The 23937-nt window shown below is 39.1% G+C and carries 23 protein-coding genes; 19 read left to right on the top strand and 4 right to left on the bottom strand.

The window, feature by feature from the left end; translation table 11 throughout:
* The first annotated feature begins 323 nt into the window (after positions 1 to 323).
* Together COD92_RS18955 and COD92_RS18950 are read left to right on the top strand one after the other, a co-directional pair.
* Positions 324 to 1667 (top strand): NAD-dependent malic enzyme, encoded by a 1344-nt coding sequence (locus COD92_RS18955; protein ID WP_098530991.1) that lies wholly within the window; start codon positions 324 to 326, stop codon positions 1665 to 1667.
* Between the two features lie 409 nt (positions 1668 to 2076).
* Positions 2077 to 2640, top strand: a complete 564-nt coding sequence (locus tag COD92_RS18950; RefSeq protein WP_098530992.1) for a TetR/AcrR family transcriptional regulator — start codon at positions 2077 to 2079, stop codon at positions 2638 to 2640.
* 104 nt (positions 2641 to 2744) lie between these two features.
* On the opposite strand, the gene COD92_RS18945 is transcribed toward COD92_RS18950, so the two are convergent.
* Positions 2745 to 3512, bottom strand: a complete 768-nt coding sequence (locus COD92_RS18945) for a class I SAM-dependent methyltransferase (protein WP_098530993.1) — start codon at positions 3510 to 3512, stop codon at positions 2745 to 2747.
* Between the two features lie 138 nt (positions 3513 to 3650).
* On the opposite strand from COD92_RS18945, the gene COD92_RS18940 reads away from it, so the two are divergent.
* Positions 3651 to 4505 carry a LysR family transcriptional regulator gene (locus tag COD92_RS18940; RefSeq protein WP_098530994.1) on the top strand — a complete coding sequence of 285 codons (855 nt, stop codon included), beginning with the start codon at positions 3651 to 3653 and terminating at the stop codon, positions 4503 to 4505.
* A 47-nt stretch (positions 4506 to 4552) separates the two neighbouring features.
* On the opposite strand, the gene COD92_RS18935 is transcribed toward COD92_RS18940, so the two are convergent.
* The gene (locus COD92_RS18935; RefSeq protein ID WP_098530995.1) at positions 4553 to 5134 is read right to left on the bottom strand and encodes a M15 family metallopeptidase; all 582 of its coding nucleotides are present in this window, start codon (positions 5132 to 5134) and stop codon (positions 4553 to 4555) included.
* A 351-nt stretch (positions 5135 to 5485) separates the two neighbouring features.
* Here COD92_RS18935 and COD92_RS18930 point away from each other — a divergent pair, with 351 nt between their 5' ends.
* Entirely contained in the window at positions 5486 to 6718 is a 1233-nt protein-coding gene (locus tag COD92_RS18930) for an MFS transporter (RefSeq protein ID WP_218011288.1), read from the top strand.
* A 36-nt stretch (positions 6719 to 6754) separates the two neighbouring features.
* On the opposite strand, the gene COD92_RS18925 is transcribed toward COD92_RS18930, so the two are convergent.
* Positions 6755 to 6961: a DUF5808 domain-containing protein gene (locus COD92_RS18925; protein ID WP_098530997.1), complete on the bottom strand. Its 207-nt coding sequence runs from the start codon at positions 6959 to 6961 to the stop codon at positions 6755 to 6757.
* A gap of 208 nt (positions 6962 to 7169) precedes the next feature.
* Here COD92_RS18925 and COD92_RS18920 point away from each other — a divergent pair, with 208 nt between their 5' ends.
* From COD92_RS18920 to COD92_RS18850, 15 genes are all read left to right on the top strand, one after another.
* Positions 7170 to 7817 carry a pentapeptide repeat-containing protein gene (locus COD92_RS18920; RefSeq protein WP_098996462.1) on the top strand — a complete coding sequence of 216 codons (648 nt, stop codon included), beginning with the start codon at positions 7170 to 7172 and terminating at the stop codon, positions 7815 to 7817.
* Between the two features lie 192 nt (positions 7818 to 8009).
* Entirely contained in the window at positions 8010 to 9875 is a 1866-nt protein-coding gene (locus COD92_RS18915; protein ID WP_255286676.1) for a XylR N-terminal domain-containing protein, read from the top strand.
* 243 nt (positions 9876 to 10118) lie between these two features.
* Positions 10119 to 11303 (top strand): acyl-CoA dehydrogenase family protein, encoded by a 1185-nt coding sequence (locus COD92_RS18910; protein ID WP_098996461.1) that lies wholly within the window; start codon positions 10119 to 10121, stop codon positions 11301 to 11303.
* Between the two features lie 38 nt (positions 11304 to 11341).
* Positions 11342 to 11815: a flavin reductase family protein gene (locus COD92_RS18905; RefSeq protein WP_098531000.1), complete on the top strand. Its 474-nt coding sequence runs from the start codon at positions 11342 to 11344 to the stop codon at positions 11813 to 11815.
* Between the two features lie 21 nt (positions 11816 to 11836).
* Positions 11837 to 12646, top strand: a complete 810-nt coding sequence (locus tag COD92_RS18900) for an FAD synthetase family protein (protein ID WP_098531001.1) — start codon at positions 11837 to 11839, stop codon at positions 12644 to 12646.
* Positions 12647 to 12668: 22 nt separating this feature from the next.
* The gene (locus COD92_RS18895) at positions 12669 to 13652 is read left to right on the top strand and encodes a DODA-type extradiol aromatic ring-opening family dioxygenase (RefSeq protein ID WP_098996460.1); all 984 of its coding nucleotides are present in this window, start codon (positions 12669 to 12671) and stop codon (positions 13650 to 13652) included.
* 337 nt (positions 13653 to 13989) lie between these two features.
* Positions 13990 to 14877, top strand: coding sequence for an alpha/beta fold hydrolase (locus COD92_RS18890; protein ID WP_098996459.1), 888 nt, complete (start codon positions 13990 to 13992; stop codon positions 14875 to 14877).
* A gap of 100 nt (positions 14878 to 14977) precedes the next feature.
* On the top strand, positions 14978 to 15772 hold the full coding sequence (locus tag COD92_RS18885) for a 2-keto-4-pentenoate hydratase (RefSeq protein WP_098996458.1): 795 nt from the start codon (positions 14978 to 14980) through the stop codon (positions 15770 to 15772).
* Between the two features lie 78 nt (positions 15773 to 15850).
* Complete coding sequence (locus COD92_RS18880; RefSeq protein ID WP_098996457.1) at positions 15851 to 17146, top strand: MFS transporter; 1296 nt, start codon at positions 15851 to 15853, stop codon at positions 17144 to 17146.
* A gap of 88 nt (positions 17147 to 17234) precedes the next feature.
* The gene (locus COD92_RS18875; RefSeq protein WP_098996456.1) at positions 17235 to 18218 is read left to right on the top strand and encodes a fumarylacetoacetate hydrolase family protein; all 984 of its coding nucleotides are present in this window, start codon (positions 17235 to 17237) and stop codon (positions 18216 to 18218) included.
* 361 nt (positions 18219 to 18579) lie between these two features.
* Positions 18580 to 19041 carry an FMN-binding protein gene (locus tag COD92_RS18870; protein WP_098531007.1) on the top strand — a complete coding sequence of 154 codons (462 nt, stop codon included), beginning with the start codon at positions 18580 to 18582 and terminating at the stop codon, positions 19039 to 19041.
* A gap of 1 nt (position 19042) precedes the next feature.
* Complete coding sequence (locus tag COD92_RS18865; protein ID WP_098996455.1) at positions 19043 to 19924, top strand: FAD:protein FMN transferase; 882 nt, start codon at positions 19043 to 19045, stop codon at positions 19922 to 19924.
* Entirely contained in the window at positions 19925 to 20752 is an 828-nt protein-coding gene (locus tag COD92_RS18860; protein ID WP_098996454.1) for an RnfABCDGE type electron transport complex subunit D, read from the top strand.
* A gap of 56 nt (positions 20753 to 20808) precedes the next feature.
* Positions 20809 to 21480: a response regulator transcription factor gene (locus COD92_RS18855; RefSeq protein ID WP_098531010.1), complete on the top strand. Its 672-nt coding sequence runs from the start codon at positions 20809 to 20811 to the stop codon at positions 21478 to 21480.
* 8 nt (positions 21481 to 21488) lie between these two features.
* Positions 21489 to 22736, top strand: coding sequence for a sensor histidine kinase (locus tag COD92_RS18850; protein WP_098996453.1), 1248 nt, complete (start codon positions 21489 to 21491; stop codon positions 22734 to 22736).
* 154 nt (positions 22737 to 22890) lie between these two features.
* On the opposite strand, the gene COD92_RS18845 is transcribed toward COD92_RS18850, so the two are convergent.
* Positions 22891 to 23433, bottom strand: a complete 543-nt coding sequence (locus COD92_RS18845) for a CBO0543 family protein (RefSeq protein ID WP_098996452.1) — start codon at positions 23431 to 23433, stop codon at positions 22891 to 22893.
* Positions 23434 to 23937 lie beyond the last annotated feature (504 nt).

Raw genomic sequence — 23937 nt, 5'->3', positions numbered from 1 at the left:
TTTCAAGTTCTTCTGGCCTCCCCTAAAAATCGATATCTTAAATGATTAAAAAATAAGGTACCCCTTCTCCCTGCTTACCTGTTATATGTCGAGTGTTTCCAAGTTAAATTTAAAGTATAGCAAATTTTCAGTTATAGGTATAAATTACCTTTGTAAGTTTTTGTAGAGTTTTGTAGTTCTAAGTATATCAACTCTTATATTACGAATAGGAAATCATTTATTTAAATGGTCAAAGGGAATGGAATAAAATGTTTACATCAAAGAGGAAAATGGGAGTCACTTCTTCCCTTCCCCATCCATAGACAAGTAGTTGGAGGAATTAGATGATGAGCAAACAAATCATTCGGACGTTGATGGTGGAAACGCCTTCAATCCCTGGTAATCTTGGGAAAGTAGCAACGACAATTGGTCTTGCAGGAGGAGATATAGGGGAAATACAAACGGTAAAAGTAGGTCCAAATTACACAATACGTAATATTACTGTTCAAGTTGATCATGAGGAGCAGATAGAAGAATTGGCAGACGCTCTCTCCCGGTTAGACGGGGGAATTCGTCTTCATGCTGTTTCAGATGAAGTCCTTCACGCACATGAAGGAGGGAAGATTCATATGAAAAGCAAAGTGGATCTTAAAACATTAGCCGACTTAAGAAGAGTTTATACACCAGGTGTGGCCAATGTTTGCCGAATCATCGAGAAAGAACCGGATAAAGCAAAAATTTATACGAGTATAGGTAATTCGGTAGCTATCGTTACAGATGGAACAGCGATTCTTGGCTTGGGAGACATCGGCCCTGTTGCCGGAATGCCAGTTATGGAGGGGAAGGCTGTACTCTTCGACCAATTAGCCGGCATTAATGGGATTCCGATTCTTCTAAATACGAAAGACCCGGATGAGATTGTACGGACGGTGATGAATATTTCTCCAGGGTATAGTGGTATTTTACTCGAAGATATTGGATCTCCACACTGTTTCGAGGTAGAAGAACGACTTAAGAAGGAGCTGGATATTCCGGTTATGCATGATGATCAGCATGGAACTGCTGTTGTCACTCTGGCTGCAACGATTTCAGCATGTAAAAGTGCCGGTATTGACTTGAAAAATGCACAAGTTGGACAGATTGGCCTTGGAGCGGCAGGCTTGGCGATTTCTCGAATGCTTATGGCATACGGAGTAAAGGATGTTTTTGGAGCAGATAAAAGTCCAGATGCGAAGGCGCGGTTAGCGAACTATGGCGGTCATCCAGTTGATAATATTGAAATGTTAATGAATACCTGTGACATCGTTATCGCAACGACAGGTGTTCCTGGACTTATTCAAAAGCAATGGGTACGTCCGGGACAGGTGATTCTAGCCTTATCGAACCCAAAACCAGAGATTGAACCGGAAGTAGCCCTGCAAGCCGGAGCTGCTTATGCAGCAGATGGCCGCTCTGTTAACAATGTTCTTGGATTTCCCGGTATTTTTCGAGGAGTTTTAAACGCACAAGCTAGTGAAATCACCCATCCTATGCTAGTCGCTGCTGCCGAAACGATCGCAGCATGTACCAAACCTGGAGATTTGGTTCCGCATCCATTAGATTTAAATGTTCATAAAATGGTGACCGAAGCGGTAGAAAGAGTAGCTGTTCAAGATAATAGGAAAGCAGAATATACTTGCTCCATATAGATTTGCCGACAAATGATTTTGGGGTTTTGGTGAAAAACTTGTTTCCCTTTAATTATGGTAAATAATTCGGTATTTATCATTGATCTCCTGTATAATTTTTCCTGATCAAAAATTTTATACTCTAAAAAAGGACAAAAAGCATTCAAGGAACGGTCGTAGAATGCTTTTTGTCCTTCCTTTATTTATTGTGAAATTCCTGTAACAGATAGGTAAATTCAGTAATTAGAAAACAGGTATGTTCCATTTTGCTGGATCTTGTAAAATAAATAAAAATGTAAAACCAGGATGATTTATTCCACATTAGTATGTATTTTCATATAGGAATAAAAAGATTAACAACAAAAACTTGAAATAGAAAAAATTTTTGATAGTGTAATAAACAGAAGTACTGAGGAGGTTAACCACGGAAATGGATACAAAATCGATGATAATCGACACTGCGACCACTCTTTTCCAGCAAAAAGGATATATAAGTGTAGGGCTAAACGAAATTTTGAAAACATGTAACATTTCAAAAGGTTCGCTCTATCATCATTTTCCGAATGGAAAAGAAGAATTACTTATCGCCTGTCTGAAGTCAATGAGTGAGTCAATTACGACAGACATTGAAGATATTTTCAAACGATATCAAACTACGCAAGAGGCCACACTGGCTATGATTGAAAAATTAATTGAAAACTATAATCGTGAAGGTTCGATTTCTGGGTACACATTTACCAGTATCGTTAGCGAATTGGCAACATTAAGTGATCCAGTCCGAAATGCCTGTTCGTACCTATACATAAAGATGCAAGGGATCTATTCCAATAAGTTAGTAGAGGATGGTCTTTCAAAAGAAACCGCTGATTCAATTGCTCTTTTGATGACAGCTGCTTTCGAAGGTGGAATTATGCTCTGTCTTACACAAAAATCAAGCCACCCTTTAAAAGTTATTTCACAATTGTTACCTAATCTCATGAAGGAATTCCAATAATGGCTGGTTAAAGTCAATAAGCCAATACATACAGGTTATTTTTAGATAACTTGTATGTATTGGCTTATTTTTAAGGTGAATAGTGCCCGTATTATTACCTTTTATTATTCTTTATAGCCGATGACACGAATCCGTTTATAATCGCCAATCCATCTGCCGTCACTATATAGAACCTCTTTTAAATTGTTTTCCACCTTTGCTATTATACCGGCTTTTTTACTTTGAGGAACACCTGTTAACATGCTGCTTCCAAACATATCAATCCAGTTTTTTATAGCACTTTCCCCGTCCAATGGAGTTGGCCGGTCAAAGTGTTGTGCAAAGGTCACTCTAAATCCTGCTTGTTCCATTAAGGAAGAGTATTCAGCAATACTCGGGAAAAACCAAGGGAATTGTTCCATATTAAAAGTGAAACCTTCTGCCTCAATTTGATGAATCAATTCATCCGATATAGCCCTAACATTATCTTTGCCTCCAAATTCAGCCACAAGTCTTCCGCCTTGTTTTAAGCTGTTGTAAATACACGTTAAAGCTTGCTTTGGCTGTTTGATCCAATGGAGTGCAGCATTTGAAAATACTGCATCAAATTCATGATGAAATACTAACTTTGTTGCATCTTGGACGATGAACTTAATAGTTGGGTATTTACTTCTAGCTTGTTCAATCATTTTTTCAGATTGATCGACCCCGGTAATCTCTGAACCATAATCAGATAATTGCTTTGCTAAATCTCCCGTTCCACAGCCAAGGTCAAGGATCTTTTCCCCTTTTTGAGGAGCTAATAATTCAATTAAACTCTCCCCATACATCGATACAAATGAATGTTTTGAATCGTATAAATTGGCATTCCAAGTGTCCCTTATTTTTTCCATTTTGCAACAGCTCCTTTTTGTAAGAAATTTTAAAATAAACTGTATCTTCCTGTTGATTCGATTATAATGGAGGAGTTAAATAATGGATATTAACAAAAAATAAGAAATTTAATAACGAACTGTTATTGAGGGAGTAATATGGATATTAAGTGGGTAAGAACCTTTATCATTTCTGCAAAATATGAAAATTTCCGGGAAGCATCTGAAGAGCTCTTTCTGACACAGCCTGCTGTCACCAAACATATTAAAAGATTAGAAGAAAGCTTGAACATCCTTTTATTTGAAAGAATAGGGAATAGAGTTACTCTTACACCGGCAGGTCACAAGTTTCTATTCCTTGCGAGGGAGTTAATCACCAATTATGAACAAGGAATGATGGACTTTGAATCGTGGAAACAAGGGTATAATCGAAAGCTGGTAATTGCTGCTGCACCACAAATTGCCTCGTCTTTTCTACCAGAGTTATTACGGCAATTTATAGATGAGCATCCGTATATAGAAGTGATTATCAATGTCCTAAACTCTTATGATATAGGAAAGGAAGTCAGTGCGGGAAGTGCCGACTTAGGATTAAGCAGAATTCAGCCTGTTCAAACAAACTTAAGAACAGAGACGGTTCACAATGAATCTGTCAGATTAGTTGGGCCTAATGAGCGTTCCTTAGATGAACAAACCGTCCTTCAAAAATATAGGCTGATCACACATAACCATCCAGATTATTGGGACGATCTATTGCACGAGATTAAGAGACATTATCCAACTGTAAAAACAATGAAAGTGAATCAGGTAGAAGTAACCAAGCGGTTCATTGAGGCGGGACTTGGTGTTTCCTTCTTACCGCTTACGGTGGTTAAAGAAGAAATCGCTTTGAACAGGCTGGTCGAAATAAAACCAGATAAGATTACTCCACCAACATCATCTACGTATTTACTTACAAAAGTAGAAACGGAAGAAGTATTAGCATTTGCTGAGTTTTTAAAAAGTACAATATAAATGTTTAAAGAACAAAAAAGCACCACAGATGCGGTGCTATAAATAGGCTAATTGTTTGTTTCGAGATCTGCTGTTAAGGAGGTGCCGGCAGGTCTCTCGCCATTCTGTAAATCAGCAATGGTCAGTCCAAAATTCATTTCTAAATGGGGGTAATCTTTAAATCCCTTCCAATCACCGCCCCATTCAAAACCTAAAGCTTTGGCCATTTTAACTACCTCAGCCCAGTCGGCTTTTGCATTTCCATTTCGATCATATTCCCTATCCCAAACCACATCACCTGATGGGGTCTCTAATGCAAAATCAATGGCAAGCCCATAATTGTGATAAGACTCTCCTCCTTTGGCATTAGTGACAATATTTCCATCTGTTGTCCGGCCTTGTTCATAAAGTTTATCCTGGTCTTCAGCACTTCGGAAACTATCCGTAATCACTACCACAATCCCCTTTTTCGCCGCCTGCTGAATTAATTGTTCGGTCCGTTCCTTGACAACAGGATTGAGCTCAGTCGGCATGGAAACAGACTGTTTTTTTGGTGATTCTGTTGAGGGTTTAGAATCAAAATAGAATAGGATGAAGATCAATACAAGAGTTAAAGTAAATAATATACTTCCTATCCGTTTTAGCTTCAAGATGAAAAGTCCTTTCGAAAAAATTATTTAATAAAAGTATGACGTAAAAAATATTGTCGTAGTTTCGTATATTTGCATTGATAAATATAATATGCCTTTCTTTATTATAGCTTAAAAAATTATCGAAAAAGGTAACTAAAAAAGGAATCTTGAGGAAATGAACAAAATTTCCGCGGAAATATGTTGAATTTTTGCGGTATAAATGTAAAGTCTGCGAAATCTAGTCAGGATTGGCAGAATCCCAAATGCGGGAACACCGCTTAGAGCGCACTAAAGTACTAAAGGAATGAAGATCGATATGAAAAGGAGTATAATATTGCTGAAATTAAAGTAATTATTGAGAAAAAGGGCGTGAATTTGATTTTGCTTCAATCAGGTGATTCACTTTTTAGACAGCCATCTTTCCGGAACTATTGGGTTTCGAGAATTTTAGCATCAACCTCATTTCAAATGCTGTCCGTCGCCATCGGATGGCAAATGTATGATTTGACACATGACGCTTTTAGTTTGGGGTTAGTGGGTCTTGCTCAGTTTATTCCAATGGTATTTTTGACCTTTGCGGTTGGGCAAGTGGCAGATCGGCTTGACCGTCGAAAAATAGTTTTCTTTTGCCAAATTATCGAAGCGTTCATTGCTGGATTGCTCCTTTATGGCAATATTGACGGCTGGCTCGGCAGAGACCAAATTTTGGTGGCGGCGGCCATTCTTGGATCTTGCCGTGCGTTTGAAGGCCCAACCTCATCAGCGCTATTACCGCAGTTGGTTCCGAAAAAGATACTGCAGCAAGCTATTTCTTTAGCCACCACTGCAGGGCAGACATCCCAAATCTTGGGTCCAATGATTGGCGGTTTACTTTTTTCTATTGGAGCTTCGTATGTATACAGTACGGCAACAGTTGCGCTCTTGGTCGGAGCTATTCTAACATTTATGATTCGTCCGCAACATGAATTTGTTCGTAAATCGGAGCCAGTTTCACTACGCTCGATTTTTTTAGGCTTAGAATTTATTTATCGTCATCCTGTTATACTGGGAACGATTTCCCTTGATTTATTTGCTGTCCTGCTCGGCGGGGCGACGGCACTTTTACCGATTTACGCCCAGGATATTTTACATACGGGTCCATGGGGCTTGGGGTTAATGCGGACTGCGCCGGCAGTGGGAGCATTAATCGTTTCATTGGTACTGGCTTATTACCCGCTTAAAAACAATATCGGACTTAAATTGTTCGGTGCACTTGCGGTTTTTGGCTTGGCCACGATGCTCTTTGCCCTTTCAACTAGTTTAATCGTTTCATTGTTTGCTTTATTTTTAATCGGAGGTTCGGATGTCATCAGTGTGGTGATTAGGTCCTCACTTGTCCAACTGCAAACACCAGATGAAATGCGCGGCCGCGTGAATGCCGTAAACTCACTCTTTATCGGGACGTCCAATCAGCTTGGGGAATTTGAGTCGGGAACGGTGGCCGGCCTGATCGGCACGGTACCTGCCGCCTTTATAGGAGGAGTCGGAACGATTATTGTTGCCGGTCTGTGGATGTATTTGTTCCCTTCATTGAGAAGAATTCGATCATTGTCGGGGAGTTAATAATGTAAAGAGATTGGAAATCCAATCTCTTTTTGCTTATTTAAATATATGACGAAAAATGATTATTCCAAAAATGAGGAGAATAAACAGCCATGATAGTGGATTTGCCCAGTTCAAAGTCCACCCAAAACCTAAAGCTTTTGGAACAAAGAGATTAGCGTCTTCCAAATTATAGTACGCAAATTTACCATTTCTTTTTCTGAACTCTTCTATTTCCTTATTTGACCATTTTCTTTTACCCATATATAATCACACCTTCTTAATAAATGGTCTTTCTTTATCTCCATTATAGTGAATTTGAAATTTAATAGCTGTTTATTTTGGGGGATAATGGTGTACAGTTTTTGCATTTAAGCTCTTTGACATAATTTTTTCATAATTAAAAGACCTATCATCTGATGCTGCCATATGGTAGAGTTACCTAATAAATCTAAATAAAGGGTGTTTTCATATGGGAAAAGGACTTAAAATCGAATCTCCCAAAATCTTAGCCAACTTAAGTAAAGCTAATTTTAATGATCTTTATCATGAAGAAGAACCGCAGTTAATCAACTGTATGGTTACGGGATCTCGGGCAGATGAGGTCGAAATTAATAAACTGATTCTTTCAGGAGTTGTCTTTAAAAATGTAACGTTTCTCGATGCTAAGCTCCATAGAATAGATATGACGGATGTTGTTTTTGAAAACTGTGATCTGTCTAATACCAGATTTAGTGAAGGAATCATCCATCGCGTTTCCTTTAGGGACTGCAAATTAATGGGCGTGGACTTCTCAGATGCAAATTTGGGAAATGTAACATTTGAAAACTGTATGGTGAATTTCAGTGAGTTTGTCGATGCAAGTTTAAAACAGGTGGCCTTTCAGCAAAGTACGTTACAGAATGCGAACTTTTATGATAGTAAGCTTACCAAAGTGAAGTTAACAGAATGCGACTTAAATGATGCGCATTTTGAGCAAACATTGTTGAAAGGGATTGACATTAGTACGTGTCGGTTTGAAAGACTAAATGTGTCAATTGAAAGTCTGGCTGGCTGTGAAGTTTCACCAGAACAGGCATTAGGATTTGCTTCTTTGATAGGGTTAAAAGTGAAACAATAATACGCGGCTTACCTAAACGATGCATACTGGATTAGGCATCGTTTTTGTGTGTAATGGATTTAAAAAAGTTATCTGGGTGATTGGTCTACACCAACACGCTACTAAAAAGTTTTGAACTCTCTCAATCTTTAGTCTAGAATAATAATAAAAGCGCTTACTTTTTTAAACTGATCTCATAGAGGATGTGTTAGCGTGACTGTTATAGTTTCGGAAGAGAGTTACAGCCTTGAGGAGGTTGCTGGTGACCGGAAGATAATCACATCTGCGTCTGTTTTCGGTATCCTCAGGGAGCAGCTTGCCAAAAATATTGGGATTAAGAGAATTAAGGGGTTCTTATTTCATTATGGCTGGGAAATGGGTGTGAAAAATGCTAAAGAAGCGTTGCAAACCGAATCCTCTCTCGAATATCTCATCAAGAATGGACCGATCCTTCATATACTAAATGGCCATATAAGAGGGATCAAACATGAATGTAATTTTGATGTGGATGAGAAGCAAAGGATCAAACATTTTCATTCGTTCGGAACATGGATAGATTCTTATGAGGCCGAGGAACATTTAAAACGTTTCGGAATATCAAATGGTCCTGTCTGTCATACATTAATCGGTTTTGCGAGCGGTTTTATGACGACCATCTTTGGGGAACCTCTTCTAGCTAGAGAAATTACCTGTGTTGGAAAAGGGGACTCGAAATGCTGCTGGGAGATGAAGCCAAAAAAAGAATGGGAAACAGAACTTCAAGACGAGCATGAGCTGGATTTTTATAATGAAACACCGATTGTGAAGGAACTAGAGTATACGTATGATCAGCTCCTGGACCAAAAAAACGTGGTCACGCGTTTGGCTAATTTTCAAAACAAGCTGACAGAAGAGATTATCAATGGCACTGACTTGCAGACGTTAGCCGATATGGTTTATGAACTGGTTCGAATCCCCATTATAGTGGAGGATACAGCTCTTCGCACAATCACTTATTCAGGCCTGCCGGAGGAACAATTTTTACTGGTAAAAGCAGATATGGAGTGTTATTCCCAAGAAAAGAGGATAGACACGAATCAACTTTTCCCTTTTAGAAAAAAGATCATCAAAACTGAAACTCAGGAACGTCTCATTACCCCAATTCTATTACAAAAAGAAGTAATCGGTTATTGCAGCTTTGTTTATGATCAAATGGAGTATCACCATGAGGAGGATTATTTGTTCTTAGATCGTTTTGCCAATGCTGCCTCTCTTATTCTCTTAAATGAAAAAACCAAGTTTGAAACCTTTGAAAGAATGAAGGGCAGCTTTTTGGAACAAATCTTAGAGGGCAGGCTGCCTAGAAATGAGATATCAAAGCGAGGCAAATATACAGGCTTAGATCTTGAGCAGAACTATTATATAACGGTAATGGAATATAAGAAAATACAGAGTTCGATTGAAGATGAATTCCTCTTGCAGGAACAAGTCTTTGAAACCACCTTTCGTTATTTTAAGGAAAAAAAGCATAATATATTAGTAGGACATCGGGACGGCAACTTGGTGTTATTGATTACAAATGAAACGATCGATAAAAAATCTATCTATGATGTGATGCAAGAATATATTAACTATATGATTGGAAATTATCCTCAAGGTCAATTTAAGATGGGCATCAGCCGTTTAGGTGACGATATACACCAAGCCCCTAAATGTTACGAAGAAGCTGCGATTGCCTTACGTTTAGCGGTAAAGAAGAAGATTGTTCCCTTTCAATCCCTAGGAATCGTCGGTGTGCTGATAAACTCGAAAAATATCAGTGGAATTCGAATGATTGCCGAGCAGGAGCTTGGTCCTTTATATAACTTAGAAGATCCAAGAATGGTCGAACTTCTAAAAACTTTGTATAGTTTTTTATTAAACGGTGGAAAGCTTGAACAAACGATGAATGATTTAGCCTTATCCATGAGCGGTCTCAGGCATAGGGTTACTCGGATAGAAAGCTTACTAGAAAAAGATTTACGTGATCCCAACGAAATGCATCAATTACTTTTAATTATAAAATCGTTAATTGCGATGGGGGAACTCAGTTTAGATTAAAAGCCGTCCGGCTAGACCGGATGGCTTTTTCTATCTATATATGAACATTTTTTGTCTAATTAAATGAAAATGATGAGCAATAGTTGCTCTAGAATGAAGATTTTGAATTTTATACAATATTTACAAGGTTAATATATTAGAAACCCAAATTGAAATGTAGATGTAAGCGATAACAATTTTAATTCCTAACGGACAGTAGTCCACAATCACTTTATTATTAAAAAACGGAGAGGTGTAAAAGAAATGGCTAGTTTCGTATTAAAAGGGGAAGATGTGACCGTCGAAGAATTATTAGCCGGCGCAGAGCAAATTGGAAAATTAGCGGAGCAGGAAGCCGTAGAGGCTGAGAAAAATGCCACGATATCACAAAATGTTGTGAACCTGATTAAAGAAACACAAATTGCACGGATGATGCTTCCAAAAAAATATGGCGGTCCACAAGCAGATTTGAAAACGTTTGCCAGAGTAGTGCGCAAGGTGGCCAATTATAATATTTCGGCAGCATGGCTGACATACTTATATCCACTCCACAACATGCTTCCAGCCTTTCTTCCAGAAAAGGGTGCAGACGAGATTGTCAATCATGGCGGATTAATTACCGATATCTTTGCTGCCTTAGGTAAAGCAGAACGTGATGGAGATGGCTATCGCATCACTGGTAAATGGAGTTTTGTAAGCGGCATCAATTACAGTGACTGGGTTGGCGTTGGAGTGATGATTCAGTTCCCTGAAAGTGAGAAACCAGTATACTGCCTGCCGATGTTAAAAACTTCTGAGGTGGAGGTAATCCGCAATTGGGATACATTTGGCTTGAGAGGATCGGGAAGTAACCAAATTATTGCTGATAATGTATATGTCCCAATGGACCGGATTTTACGTTTGGACCAGGCAGAACTTACTCGAAGACCACCGTTTGAAGAATACGATGTGGACTATCCTTTCTATCATGTCCCATTCTTTCCTTCCTTCTATGTAGGGTTTGGCTACATGGCACTGGGCGGGGCAGAACGGATGCTTCAGGAATTCAGAGTGCTGACTGAAAAACGAGTGCGCTTAATGGATGGAGTAAGAGAAAGTGAGTCACCTAGAAGTCAGCGGGTATTAGCAGAAATGACAACAGATTTTCACATGGCAGAGGCATTATTGGAAAAATATATTGACCTGCTTGAAAACTATGAAAAAGATGGCTGTAAAACACCGCCTTCTGAATTCTTTGCCATTCGTACAAAAGCGATTAAGCTCTGCACAGATATTGCGGTAAGATCGCTGTTAACTCTAGGAGGAGGCGCCCTTTATAAAGGCGGCCCAATGGAGTTATTCCTACGAGATATCATTGCTGTAGCTACACATAAGACATCATTATATGAAGATGCTGTTGCAGCATATGGTAAGGATTTGTTCGGTTTTGAAAGTGGAGTTAGGGGATAGGGAACTACAAATTTAAGTTTAACAGGGGGATTTTTATAATGGATGATCGTCAGTTTCGCAGTGCGATGGGGAAGTTTGCAACAGGGGTAACCGTTATAGCTACTGATGTAGAAGGTGATGTCCACGGAATGACAGCGAATGCGTTCATGTCCGTATCGCTTGATCCAAAGCTTGTGGTTATTTCTATCGGAGAAAAGGCAAAAATCTTAACCAAAATAAGAGAAAGCAAGATTTTCACTGTTAATATCTTAGCCGCTGATCAGCAAGAGCTTTCCATGATTTTCGCCGGACAATTGAAAAAGGAAGTAGTTTTTGACCGCCTTGATGGAAAGCCTGTTTTACCTGGTGCCGTTGCCCAAGTCGCCTGTGAAGTATCGGCTGAGCATGTGGAAGGGGACCACACTTTGTTTATTGGTAAGGTCACTGATATTCATCTTGAAGATGCAGAACCATTGATTTTTTACAGTGGAAAGTACCGTTCATTAGTAGAATTAGAGCCTGTGACCATTTAAGAACCGTGAGAGGAGACTGTTATGGAAACAATTCGTTTAAACCGGAGTAATTTGGCAGAATGGCAGAGAAAGGCGAGGCCAAATGTGATGGCACTTGGTTGTTTCGACGGTCTCCATCATGGACATTGTGCAGTCATCAACACCGCTTTTCAAAAGGCAAACGAAAAGCAAGTACCATTAGCTGTCATGAGCTTTTTTCCTCACCCCAAGACTGTTATCAGCAATGGGAAAATACACGTGCATTATTTAATGCCGCTTGCTGAAAAAGAGGCGAAGCTTCGAAAAATGGGTGTCGATACGTTTTATATTGTTGAATTTGATAAAGACTTTGCTGGGTTAGCGCCAGAACAGTTTGCTGCGCAGTATTTAAACGGCCTTGGTGTTGTTCATGCAGTGGCCGGATTTGATTTTTCATATGGTGCTCGCGGGGCGGGAAATATGAATCGGTTAAAGAGCGACTCCGGCGGCCGGATAGATGTCACAAAGGTAGCAAAGGTAGAGCTTAGGGGTGAGAAGATTAGCAGTTCCTGTATTCGCGAACGGCTGTTAAACGGCAAAGTTGCAGAACTGCCCGATTTACTTGGTCAATTCTATGAAACACAGTGTGAATGGAATGGGGAGAGATTCATCTTGTATCCGTATTATACTCTTCCAGGGCCTGGACGATATCAGGTTTTGTTGAATAATCTGAGTGGTTCTGTCCAAACAGAAGTCATCGTCATGAATGATGGCACAACACTCCAATGTACGGATGAAATTCCTTACAGAGGAAAATTATCAATAGTCTGGAAAAAACAAATTGTTGAAGCTAGGAAACTACTAATATCTTAAAATCTGAAAAGGAGATGATCGAATGGCTAAAATTATTGCAGGCGTGGCCATGTCACATAGTCCGATGATCATGACAAATGAAGAGGGAGGCGGAGAAAAAGGACGGCGTTTCCTTCAAACAGCGGCTGAAATGAAGAAGTATCTCGAAGCTACAGGAGCCGATGTGATGGTATTAGTGTCTGATGATCATTTTAATAGTTATTTCTATGACCATATGCCTTCCTTTACGATTGGAATTGGTGAGTGTGAAGGCTGGGGAGACTGGCAGCTGCCTAAATACAATATCCCCGTCCAGCAAGACCTGGCAAAGCATATCCTTCACACTGGTTTAGAAAACAATGTTGATTTAGCGTTTACGTTAAAAATGAAGGTCGATCACGGTCATACACAGGGAATTTATTTTTTAAATCCTGATCTTCAAATACCGGTTGTTCCGATTGCGGTTAATACGTCTGCTCCGCCGCTGCCAACAATGGATCGCTGTTTTCAAATAGGTGAAGTCATCCGCAAAGCGATTGAATCCTGGGATGCAGATCTTAAGGTTGCGATTGTCGCTTCAGGTGGATTATCTCACTGGGTGCCAATTCCAAAGATTGAGAGCGAAAAACCGGAAGACCAATTCTTGGTTAATGTTTTAAAAAATGGCCGTCAGGAAATAGAGCAGCTTGATACCTATTTAAAGTTAAGGGAAACAAATGTAACACGAATTAAATCAGGCCCTGTTAACGAACAAATCGATCGGGAGTTTCTACGATTGATTACTGAAAAAAATTATGCAGCATTAAGAAACTGGAGTGCGGATTATATTGAGGAAAATCTAGGAAATGGCGGTCAGGAAATTCGCAATTGGCTTGTCCTGCTTGGTGCACTGCAAAACTTTGATACAAGTGTTGCTTGTTATGAGCCTATTCCGGAATGGGTAACGGGGATGGCGATTGTTCAGTTTAGCGAGCCGGTTGAACAGGATGATCCTAAACAATCATCAGAATATAAAGTTAGCATTTGATAGAGTCTTAGGGGTATTTCGGGATTGAGAGGGGTTTCATTGCCCAAGAAGTGTGAAAAAGCTTCTTCAAGGTCCATGAAAGAGGGTTTCATTGCCCAAGAAGTGTGAAAAAGCTTCTTCAAGGTTCATGAAAGAGGGTTTCATTGCCCGAGAAGGATGAAAAAGCTTCTTCAAGGTCCATGAAAGAGGGTTTCATTGCCCGAGAAGCGTGAAAAAGCTTCTTCAAGGTTCATGAAAGAGAATTTCATTGCCTGAGAAGCATGAAAAGGCACCCTCAAGGTCCATGAAAGAATAACTAGCTAACATATTAATTTTTTTAAAAAAAGGAGAGATTAAAATGACGATTTGGACTGACTTAGCTGATTTGGAATACAAACTTTATTACGTAAATGCAAACGATATTAAAACAAGAGTACTAGAAGCTGGGACAGGGGAGCCGTTGATTCTGCTTCATGGTACTGGCGGTCATATTGAGGCATATGCCCGAAATATCCCAGGCTTGAGTGAACATTTCCGTGTAATTTGCATCGATATGGTCGGACACGGATATACAGCCAAACCAGATTGCCAATATGGAATTGATTATTATAGCGATCATTTATTAGGAGTTATTCAAGCCTTAGGATTAACAAAAGTATATCTTTCTGGTGAATCATTAGGCGGCTGGGTAGCAGCATGGTTTGCAGCTGAGCATCCAGAGTATGTAAAAGCGATGGTATTAAATACACCGGGCAACGTTAATAACAAGCCCGAAGTCATGCAAAAACTAAAAGATTCTACATTAAAAGCAGTTCTTGAAGCCAACTATGAAAATGTTAAAACTAGACTAGAGTGGTTAATGTATGACAAGAGCCAAGTCACCGAGGAATTAATTGAGGCTCGTTACAAAATTTATACACAGCCTTCTTACCAAGAAGCCGTTCATCATATTGTCTGCTTGCAGGATATTGAAATTAGGAAGTTATACAGCTGGGAACCATCATGGTGCGGCAAAATCAATGTTCCGACCTTGTTAGCTTGGACAGACCATGATCCAACCTCTACTGTTGAGGAAGCGAAACCTATTCAGGATATGATTCCAAATAGTGAACTAGTTGTCATTAAGGATGCCGGACATTGGCCGCAGTGGGAGAAACCTGAAGAGTTCAATGCTGTATTAACAGACTTCTTATTAAAGAATGGTAAAGAAGCTGTTAAGCAGGATGAAACACTAGTAACAAGATAATAGAACCAACTTTTGAGAGCACTATTAAATTGATTCATAGCTTACCATGATTTTGAATCTATCCAATAGTGTTCTATTTTTTATAAAAGGAGTTTTTTCTATGAGTAGTAATCAAGTCATTCATCGTGCTCAACATGTTTATGAGCTTTTGCAGCAGGCTGAAGCAGCAAAGAAATCGATCACACCTCTATCAGAAATCTATCCAGATTTAAAGATGGAAGAGGCGTATCAGGCCCAGCTCTTAGGAATTGATCAGAAGGTTCAAGGCGGACAGAAGGTTGTTGGAAAGAAGATTGGGTTAACCTCTGTTGCCATGCAGCAGCTGTTAGGTGTCGATCAGCCGGATTACGGTTTTCTTTTGAACTCCATGGAAGTCAGTAATAATGGGGTGATCCATTTAGATGATTTGTTCCAGCCAAAGGTGGAAGGTGAGATTGCCTTTGTACTCCGCAAGGATTTGAAAGGGCCTTCTGTGACAACCGAAGATGTTATTGATGCGACAGATTATGTAGCACCAGCCTTAGAGATTGTTGACAGCCGGATTACGGACTGGAAGATTACCTTGGCCGACACGATAGCCGATAATGCATCGAGCGGATTGTTTGTCATCGGCGATGAGCGGTTTTCGCTCACAGATATGGATCTGCCATCGATTGAAATGAATTTGTTTAAAAATGGTCAATTGATCAATACAGGATATGGCTCAGATGTTTTAGGCCATCCTGCTAAATGTGTGGCTTGGCTGGCAAATAAGCTTTCCGAGTACAATGTGGTGTTAAAAGCAGGGGAGGTTATTTTATCTGGGGCATTGTCCGCAGCGGTAGCAGCTGAAAAAGGAGATCGGTTCACAGCTGGATTTTCTCATATCGGGAAAGTTGAGGTTACATTTAAGTAGACATAACAGGACCTTTCCTTAAGGGGGGGAAAGTCTTGAAAATAAGTAATAATGAGTAAATTTTAAGGAGGTCCATTTATGGGGGAAAAGAAAAGTGCGGTATCTAAAAGAGCATGGGTGATCATCTTTCTGTTATTTTTATTAACAGTCATCAGTAATGCGGATAAAGCGATTGTTGGATTTGCTTCCGTTCCTATTATGAAGGAATTAGGATTAACTCCCGAGCAATGGGGAGTTGTTGGAAGTGTTTTTTTCTTACTGTATTCACTTTCAGCGGTTTTAGGCGGCAGCCTTGCAGATAAGATTGGAGCGAAAAAAGTAATTGCTGGAATGGTAGCAGTCTGGTCAATCGTTCAATTCTCGACTATATTTGTCAGCAGTTTTGCGTATTTATTGGTAACTAGAATTATTTTAGGAGCTGGAGAAGGGCCTTCATACGCTTTAGCGATGACAGCTGCCTCAAAATATCTTCCAAAAGAAAAATTAGGTATTGGCTTAACAATGGTTTCAGTTGGCGGGCCGCTTGGTGTCGCCATTTCAGCCCCTATATTAATGCACCTCATCATGAGTTATGGCTGGCGTTCAGCGTTTATCACAACCGGAGTTGTAGGCTTTCTTTGGATTTTAGTGTGGTTATGGATCGCAAAAGAGAAAGCGGTTACAGATACAGAACTTGTTACAGAAAAGGATAGTTCACAAATTGTATCGAACGAGTCAAAATTCACCTCTGCTCTATTCTCGAAAAACTTCATCTTTGTCGCATTATGTGGTTTTGCCACTTATTGGTCCTTTACGATTGGGCTGAACTGGCTTCCGAATTATTTAGAAAATGTCCGCCACCTAAGCGAAGGTACTTTAAAAATTGTTGTAGCACTGCCTTGGATTATGATTACCCTTTCGCAAATTATCTTTTCAACAATTTCTGACCGGCTTTACCATAAGACGAAAAGTGTGGTGAAGGGCCGAATTTTTGTCCTTGGACCAGTCATGTTGGCTGGAGCAGTCAGCTACTTTTTTGGAGCGATGGTCAGTTCGAATATTTTAGCAATTGTATTATTATCGCTTGGGCTAACATTTGGATGTATTACCTTGGTTATGGGACCAGCTATTTTAGTAGATTTGGTTTCACATAAGCACCAGGGTAAAATTCAAGGCTGGTTCATGGCACTTACTTCATTGGGCGGCATTGTAGGGCCATATGTAACGGGCTATTTCATTGAACACTCAGCAAGTCCAGCAGCTGGCTTCCAACATGCGTTCCAGCTTTGTGGGTTAATCCTGCTTGTTTTCGGTGGATTAGTTTGGCTGGCTGTTCGTCCGAAAAACTCAGAAAATTCAGCCCTATTAAATGCAAATACTTCAAAAGTCTTGTAAAATTAACCAATAAGTATAAAAAATGGAGAACAGTGTCTGAAACTGTTCTCTTTTGAACTAATTTTTAAAAAAGAGAGGGATGACACACATGGGTTTGCAAGTGGTACGTTTTAAAAAGGATAATCAAGAGCAGTGGGGCGTTGTTTCAGGAGATATCATCCTCGTATTACAAAATGTTTATCGCAGTTTAGCTGAGTTTTTAGAAGTAGGAACGGAAGTAGCTAGAAGGATAAAGGAAGAAGGATCTGCAACAGCTGTTTCATTTGCTGATGTGGAGATCTTAAGTCCTGTCACTAAACCAGCACGATTTATTTGTCAAGGTACAAACTATGCCTCCCATCGTGCCGAAGCAGGACTTGAAGCCAACCGGCCTCCATTTAACTTGTTTTTCAGTAAAGCGGATAGTACGTTATGTGGGGCGAACAGTGAAATTATTCGTCCCGATCATGTGAAATTATTAGATTATGAGATTGAACTAGGGCTCATTATAGGTAAAGATATTACGGGGCCTGTTGAGGTGACGGACAATAATCTTCATCAATATATTGCCGGTCTCGTGATGGTGGATGATGTCTCTGCCCGTGACGTCCAGTTTACGGAAGGCCAGTGGTTAAAGGGGAAAAGCTACCGGACGTTTGCCCCTGCTGGTCCAATTCTGTATTTACTTGATCAAGATGAAGTGGCAAAGATTCATAATTTAGAATTGAACCTTTGGGTTAATGATGAGTTACGCCAATCTGCTAATTCAAGTCAGCTGCTTTTTAAACCAACAGAGACCTTGACAGAGCTATCCGAAATGATGGATTTATCAAAAGGGGATTTAATTATTACGGGGACAACTGGTGGAGTGGCTTTAAATCTTTCTCCAGAAGTCAATGAACAGCTTGCCAATTCCTCTTTATCTGCTCAGCAAAAGCTCGAGATTTTATTAGCAAGCCAAGCCAATAATGAACGATATCTAAAGGATGGCGATATCATTCGCTGCCAAATCAAGAGTCCGGACGGATCCATTGATTTGGGTGAACAGAAAAACAAAGTGGTGACAGGGAGTAAAAAGCCGGTCAGACTATAAGCTGCTGCGAAGGCGAACAGTGCTATGAACTGTTCGTCTTTTTATTTTTTACTACGCTAGGATTACCTTTATGAGAGGCAACAATGGGAGGAACTTAATGAATTTTGGTTTACCGGCTTCAGCTCCATCTTTTGTTTTGCAATCTGTACTCTTTTAGCTATATATACACCTTTTTTATTATGTGTAATAAGATTCCCCTTCTGCTAATTGTCATTATTCATTCTCCCACATCTCTAGATTCCCATAAAAAACCAGTATAATAAGTTTGATGAGGACCGATGTTTCTAAGAAAATTCTAAGATTGCGAAGCTAAACTGTTCTTGTGTAGAAGTTTTGACGATGCAATAGGAGGATTTGTGATATGAAAAAAATGAACAAAAAGTGGGTAGCCCTTTGTTCTACTGCAGTTGCGGCAGTGTATACCGCAGGATTTTATACAACTGATACGCAGGCTGTCAATAATCAGCCAATTCAACATATAGCAAAAAACGTTCAAACCACGAGCCAAACAGGAAATGGGACTAAAGGCAGCAGCAATCAAGTTAATAACATTTATAAAGATGGAACCTTTACTGGTGCTGGAATGAATCGGCGTGGTTCCATTGATGTACAAGTGACCATTAAGAACGATCAGATTATCGCTGTTAAGATTAGTGATTTTGCCATGCATTACTCGGAAAGCGACGTAGTAGGCCTGCCAAATGAAGTAATGCAGAAGCAAAGTGCTCAGGTGACGAATGTTTCAGGAGCTACCTACAGTACGCAGGCATTTGAAGATGCTGTACAGGATGCGCTTAACCAGGCCCAGAACGAGGTGGGTTAACATGAGAAAAACGAAATTATTTATGGATACCTTCGTTGATATACAGGTTGTTACAAGGGAATCGAGGGATGTGACGGAAGCAAGGATTGAGCGTGCGTTTAACGCTTTTCAAAAAGTAGAACAAGCCTGCAGTCGTTTTACATCATCAAGTGAATTAATTCAGGCTACTCAGGCAGTTGGTACTCCAGTTCAAATTAGTCCCTTACTTTTTGAACCTCTTCATTTTGCAATCGAATTGGCGAGGTTGACGGATGGGGTATTTGATCCGACGGTGGGGAAAATAATGGAACAGCAAGGATTTAATCGCCATTATCTAACAGGGGAAATAATCGAGAGTCATTCAGCGGATACCGTTACCTATCAAGATATATTCTTAAATGAACAAACGCGAACCTTAACTTTAAAAAAGCCTTTAGTCATTGATTTAGGAGCTGTTGCTAAGGGATTTGCAATCGACTTGGCTGCACACGAACTGAAGGACTTTGAGGGATTTGTAGTTAACGCGGGAGGAGACCTATTTGCAGGCGGGTTGGACGAATACGGGCAGCCGTGGAAAATAGGGATACAGCATCCATATCAAAAAGAGCAGCTGATTGAAACAGTTGAGATTTCTGATGAGGCGATCTGCACATCTGGAAGCTATGAACGCAGAAATCTAGTAAAACCAGATTTACATCATTTAGTGAACCCCAAAACGCATCAATCACCCAATGAATGGGTAAGTGTCAGCATTATTGCTCCATTTGCCATGATGGCAGATGCCTTTTCTACGGCTTCCTTCCTGCTTGGTGAGGAAAAGGCGAAAGGATTTTTAGAAGAGATGAATTTAAAAGGTATACTGGTTACACCTGAATTACTAATTGTTAGAGCAGGAGGAATTTAAGTGGAAGCAAATAAATGGCTAAAAACACCGAAAGGATATGTCACTATTGCCATGGCTGCTTATTTAATCATTGCGTCAGTCGGGGCAAAAAACATAATGGGTATAATAAATAGTCTAGTTGCCGTTATGGTATGTATTGCCGTAGACAGGCTTTATTGTAAATTAAAAAATCGAAAGAGCAGCAGGGATGCTGCTGTTATTACGGGTTTAATTATATCTTTAGTTTTAAGTGTAACTACTCCTTGGTACATGGTAGCAGGAACCGCTGTTATTGCGATTTTGTCTAAGCATATTTTGGTGTATAAGAAGAAACCAATTTTTAATCCAGCTGCGTTTGGGTTATTCCTTTCGGTTTTTATTTTTCATACAGGACAAAGCTGGTGGGGAGCTTTTGGGGATCTTTCGTGGTGGATGATATCATTATTGTTGATTGGAGGCTACATTGTAACGGAACGGGTTAATAAATATCCGCAAGTCTTGTCCTTTTTAGGAACCTTTTTTGTATTGCTGTTTCTTATGGGATGTTTCGATATAGGGGGAGCAGCTGATGCACTTCGACCTCCATTTATTAATGCGGCACTATTTTTTTGCTTTTTTATGCTTACGGATCCGCCTACTTCACCTGCTAAATATAGCAAACAGGTCGTGTTTGGTGTTCTTTCAGCGATTTCGGGAATCATTACTTATGGGCTTTTTGGCGGCTTGACTTATTTGTTTGTCGGTTTGTTTGTAGGGAATATTTATAGTTATTACCAAAAACGTTCCTCTTCGAAAGGTTCTGTTCTTAGGAATCAGGTAAAACCAGTTCAAAGGGCTCTAAGGAGCTAATAATCCAAAGTTGGAAAGACTAAATTTTGTGGGAATTTTTAAGGAGTTGCAGGGAAATGCGTGTATTGGTCGTAGAAGATGATTTACCTTTAAGACGAATCATTTCAACTATTTTAGAAGATGAACAATATGAAGTAGACCAAGCAGAAAATGGAGAAGAAGGGTATTTCTTGGCATCGTCATTTGAATACGATTTAATTACACTTGATATTATGCTCCCAAAAATGGATGGGTTCTCCTTAATAAGAAAGTTACGTAGCGAAGGATTTCAAACACCTACCTTATTTCTTACCGCTAAGGACCGAATTGAGGACCGAGTAAAAGGGCTCGATCTTGGGGCGGACGATTATATCGTGAAACCTTTTGCTACTGAAGAGTTCTTGGCGAGAGTCAGGTCGCTCCTTCGCAGGACCGGGAAGATGGGATTAGAGGGGAAAATGATATATGGTCCTATTCGCTTAGATACAAATCAGCATGAAGGATTTATTCATCAAGAAGTGTTGAAATTGACAATTAAGGAATATGAATTACTCTTTTATTTGATTCAAAATAAAGAACAAATCCTCACGAGGGACCAAATTTTTCAAAGAGTATGGGGAATTGAATCAGAAACGACTGACGCGATCGTTGATCTTTATATCCACTATTTACGCAAAAAGTTAGCTCCTTTTGGTTATGATCAATTGATTCGGACTATTCGTGGCGTGGGATATATGTTGAAGGAGTAGTCAATCCGATGTTTAAAAAAACAAAACTCAGGCTAGTTGTTTTGAACGCACTTGTCTTTTTTATCCTCCAAAATATCTTTGGGGCTTCGATTTATCTATATATGCACTACAGTTTGTACCATCAAGTGGATAATAATATCTTGGAAAAGAAAGATCATTTACTCCATGAGGAGGAGAAATTTGGGGAGGAGTTCAACCAAGAGAAGGAGGAGAATCATCGGCTTATCTATTTGTTATGGGAGAAAGATCATAAACTTAATAAAGTTATCCCTACAAACTCGATTACTAAAATAGATACAGAACGCTTTTCGAAGTTGTTAAATAAAGAAGGACTTCAATCCATTACAATTGGAACTGAATCCTATCACTTTATGAACATATCTGTATCAACATATAAAAATTATTCACCTGTACAAAAAATTCAGGTGATCTATAACCTCAGACGTGAAAAGGAAATGTTATCTCATTTACTGATGGTCATTGGTTTTGGATCTTTATTAAGTGTTTTTATCGCAGTATTAGCGGGAATCTATCTTGCGAATAAAGCTTTAATCCCTATCAAGCAATCTTGGGAAAAGCAGCAGCAATTTGTTTCAGATGCTTCACATGAATTGCGTACTCCGCTTTCTGTTATGAAACTTAATTTGGAACACTTATTTCGCCATCCAGACCATAGTATTGAGCAGGAAAGTGAGGTCATACATCAGGCAATTCAAGAAATTAACTACCTATCAAAGATGTCCTCCGATTTACTAACCATAGCACGGTCAGACTCGAATCAACTGCAGTTGATTCAAGAGACCATCCAGTTAGATGACATCCTGCATCAGGTGGTAAAGGATTTTAATACACTAGCCATTGTAAAAAATATCCGGATAACAGCTGACATTGAGCCCATCAGCATCATCGGTGATAGAGAGAGATTAAAACAATTGTTCCTCATTCTATTAGATAATGCACTGAAATACACAAAAGAAAATGGAGCCATTTTCGTTAAAACCAGCTGTAAGAATTCACGTGTCATTATTGAAATAATCGATACAGGTATTGGAATCCCGAGGGAAGATCTTCCCCATATATTCGATCGATATTATCGTGGTGACAAATCGAGAAATCGTCATTTAGAAGGGTCTGGTTTAGGGCTTTCGATAGCAAAGTGGATTGTTCAGACCCATTCCGGTAAAATCCGGATTACCAGTAATGAAGGGGAAGGGACCCAGGTTTTTGTGAGCCTTCCAATTAAAAATCAAAACTAGGATTAATATGCAAGATATGAAAGAGATGGATTCCATCTCTTTTGTTTCATTAGTTAACAACGCCTTGTAAATTGAAAAAAGGATCGCGGAAGCCATCCCCATCATAAATCGTTCATTTTTTTGTAACAAAGAACAAAGGAAAGGATCCAAGGTTTTAATGTGAATACCTTTTCGCTTTATTACGTACAAAATCAAGGATCATTTTTGAAAGGATAAACATAAGAATTGTAACTATAAATGAATATAGATAGTTCCAATTTTCTAACTTATACATATTAAAATAAACAAAAACAGGTATCCCTATAAAGCACATTACAGTAGAAATAATAACTTCAGCTAGTAAATAAACTTTCCATTTACTGAAAAATTGATAACACAAAGCCATCAGTACGGGAACGATCGCAAAATCGACTGCATTTAAACGGTGAGTAAATATTAATAATTGGTGAGGATAACTCCAACGGTCGTAAAAAGTACCTATTTCATCTGCCAGACCAACAATAATAAAATTTACTACAAACGCTAAAGAAATTAACAATATTCTATTTCGATCAATTAAAATTATAAGTAATATAAAAAATAAAGCATTTAAAAGGACAATAGTCCACCATTGAATACTAAATACATCTTGTTGCATCCATATATGTAATTCTAATGAATGGTATCTGCTGCCCATCTTTTCTATATGACTGTACATAATATCCCTCACTCTTATGTAACTATTAACAATTCTAGATTACACATCTTTGTTTGTAATATCCCTTTGCTGGATATTTTCAGACTGTTAATAAAAAGCATTAAGTCCAAATTTTGGTTTAATATATATATTCCTAATCAAGCGTAAATTACTGTCAATAAAAATAATCCCCAATATACCTTAGTGTCTGATTTAATTGGATTTCGATATTTAAAAGGTACAAGGTATACTCCTACATAGTTAAAAAACCTTGTAAAAACCCAATATAGTGAATAGGAGTCCCAATAATCCCAACCGTTTTTAAATCTTATAAACCCTGCAAAGTCCTTAAGAAAAACTTCGATTGAAAAAACCAAAGTAAGAGTGATAAAGAAAAATGGAAAGGTTCTCCTCTTTGGTCTAAATCTTATAATAAACAAGGCTAGGAAGCTATAACTTATGGCTACCACTGGCAGTACGAGCGGAAGAGGGAGGACAAATCGATAAAAGTCCATCCAATAAAAA

This window comes from Bacillus sp. AFS037270 (assembly GCF_002585305.1).
The sequence above is the reverse complement of the archived record's forward strand: the minus strand, read 5'-3'. Positions and strand labels throughout refer to the sequence as shown.

Bases quoted from the DNA above. Each gene is read 5' to 3' on its own strand.
- COD92_RS18955 (WP_098530991.1), top strand. From the start codon at position 324: ATGATGAGCAAACAAATCATTCGGACGTTGATGGTGGAAACGCCTTCA.
- COD92_RS18950 (WP_098530992.1), top strand. From the start codon at position 2,077: ATGGATACAAAATCGATGATAATCGACACTGCGACCACTCTTTTCCAG.
- COD92_RS18945 (WP_098530993.1), bottom strand. From the start codon at position 3,512: ATGGAAAAAATAAGGGACACTTGGAATGCCAATTTATACGATTCAAAA.
- COD92_RS18940 (WP_098530994.1), top strand. From the start codon at position 3,651: ATGGATATTAAGTGGGTAAGAACCTTTATCATTTCTGCAAAATATGAA.
- COD92_RS18925 (WP_098530997.1), bottom strand. From the start codon at position 6,961: ATGGGTAAAAGAAAATGGTCAAATAAGGAAATAGAAGAGTTCAGAAAA.
- COD92_RS18920 (WP_098996462.1), top strand. From the start codon at position 7,170: ATGGGAAAAGGACTTAAAATCGAATCTCCCAAAATCTTAGCCAACTTA.
- COD92_RS18910 (WP_098996461.1), top strand. From the start codon at position 10,119: ATGGCTAGTTTCGTATTAAAAGGGGAAGATGTGACCGTCGAAGAATTA.
- COD92_RS18905 (WP_098531000.1), top strand. From the start codon at position 11,342: ATGGATGATCGTCAGTTTCGCAGTGCGATGGGGAAGTTTGCAACAGGG.
- COD92_RS18900 (WP_098531001.1), top strand. From the start codon at position 11,837: ATGGAAACAATTCGTTTAAACCGGAGTAATTTGGCAGAATGGCAGAGA.
- COD92_RS18895 (WP_098996460.1), top strand. From the start codon at position 12,669: ATGGCTAAAATTATTGCAGGCGTGGCCATGTCACATAGTCCGATGATC.
- COD92_RS18890 (WP_098996459.1), top strand. From the start codon at position 13,990: ATGACGATTTGGACTGACTTAGCTGATTTGGAATACAAACTTTATTAC.
- COD92_RS18885 (WP_098996458.1), top strand. From the start codon at position 14,978: ATGAGTAGTAATCAAGTCATTCATCGTGCTCAACATGTTTATGAGCTT.
- COD92_RS18880 (WP_098996457.1), top strand. From the start codon at position 15,851: ATGGGGGAAAAGAAAAGTGCGGTATCTAAAAGAGCATGGGTGATCATC.
- COD92_RS18875 (WP_098996456.1), top strand. From the start codon at position 17,235: ATGGGTTTGCAAGTGGTACGTTTTAAAAAGGATAATCAAGAGCAGTGG.
- COD92_RS18870 (WP_098531007.1), top strand. From the start codon at position 18,580: ATGAAAAAAATGAACAAAAAGTGGGTAGCCCTTTGTTCTACTGCAGTT.
- COD92_RS18865 (WP_098996455.1), top strand. From the start codon at position 19,043: ATGAGAAAAACGAAATTATTTATGGATACCTTCGTTGATATACAGGTT.
- COD92_RS18855 (WP_098531010.1), top strand. From the start codon at position 20,809: ATGCGTGTATTGGTCGTAGAAGATGATTTACCTTTAAGACGAATCATT.
- COD92_RS18850 (WP_098996453.1), top strand. From the start codon at position 21,489: ATGTTTAAAAAAACAAAACTCAGGCTAGTTGTTTTGAACGCACTTGTC.
- COD92_RS18845 (WP_098996452.1), bottom strand. From the start codon at position 23,433: ATGTACAGTCATATAGAAAAGATGGGCAGCAGATACCATTCATTAGAA.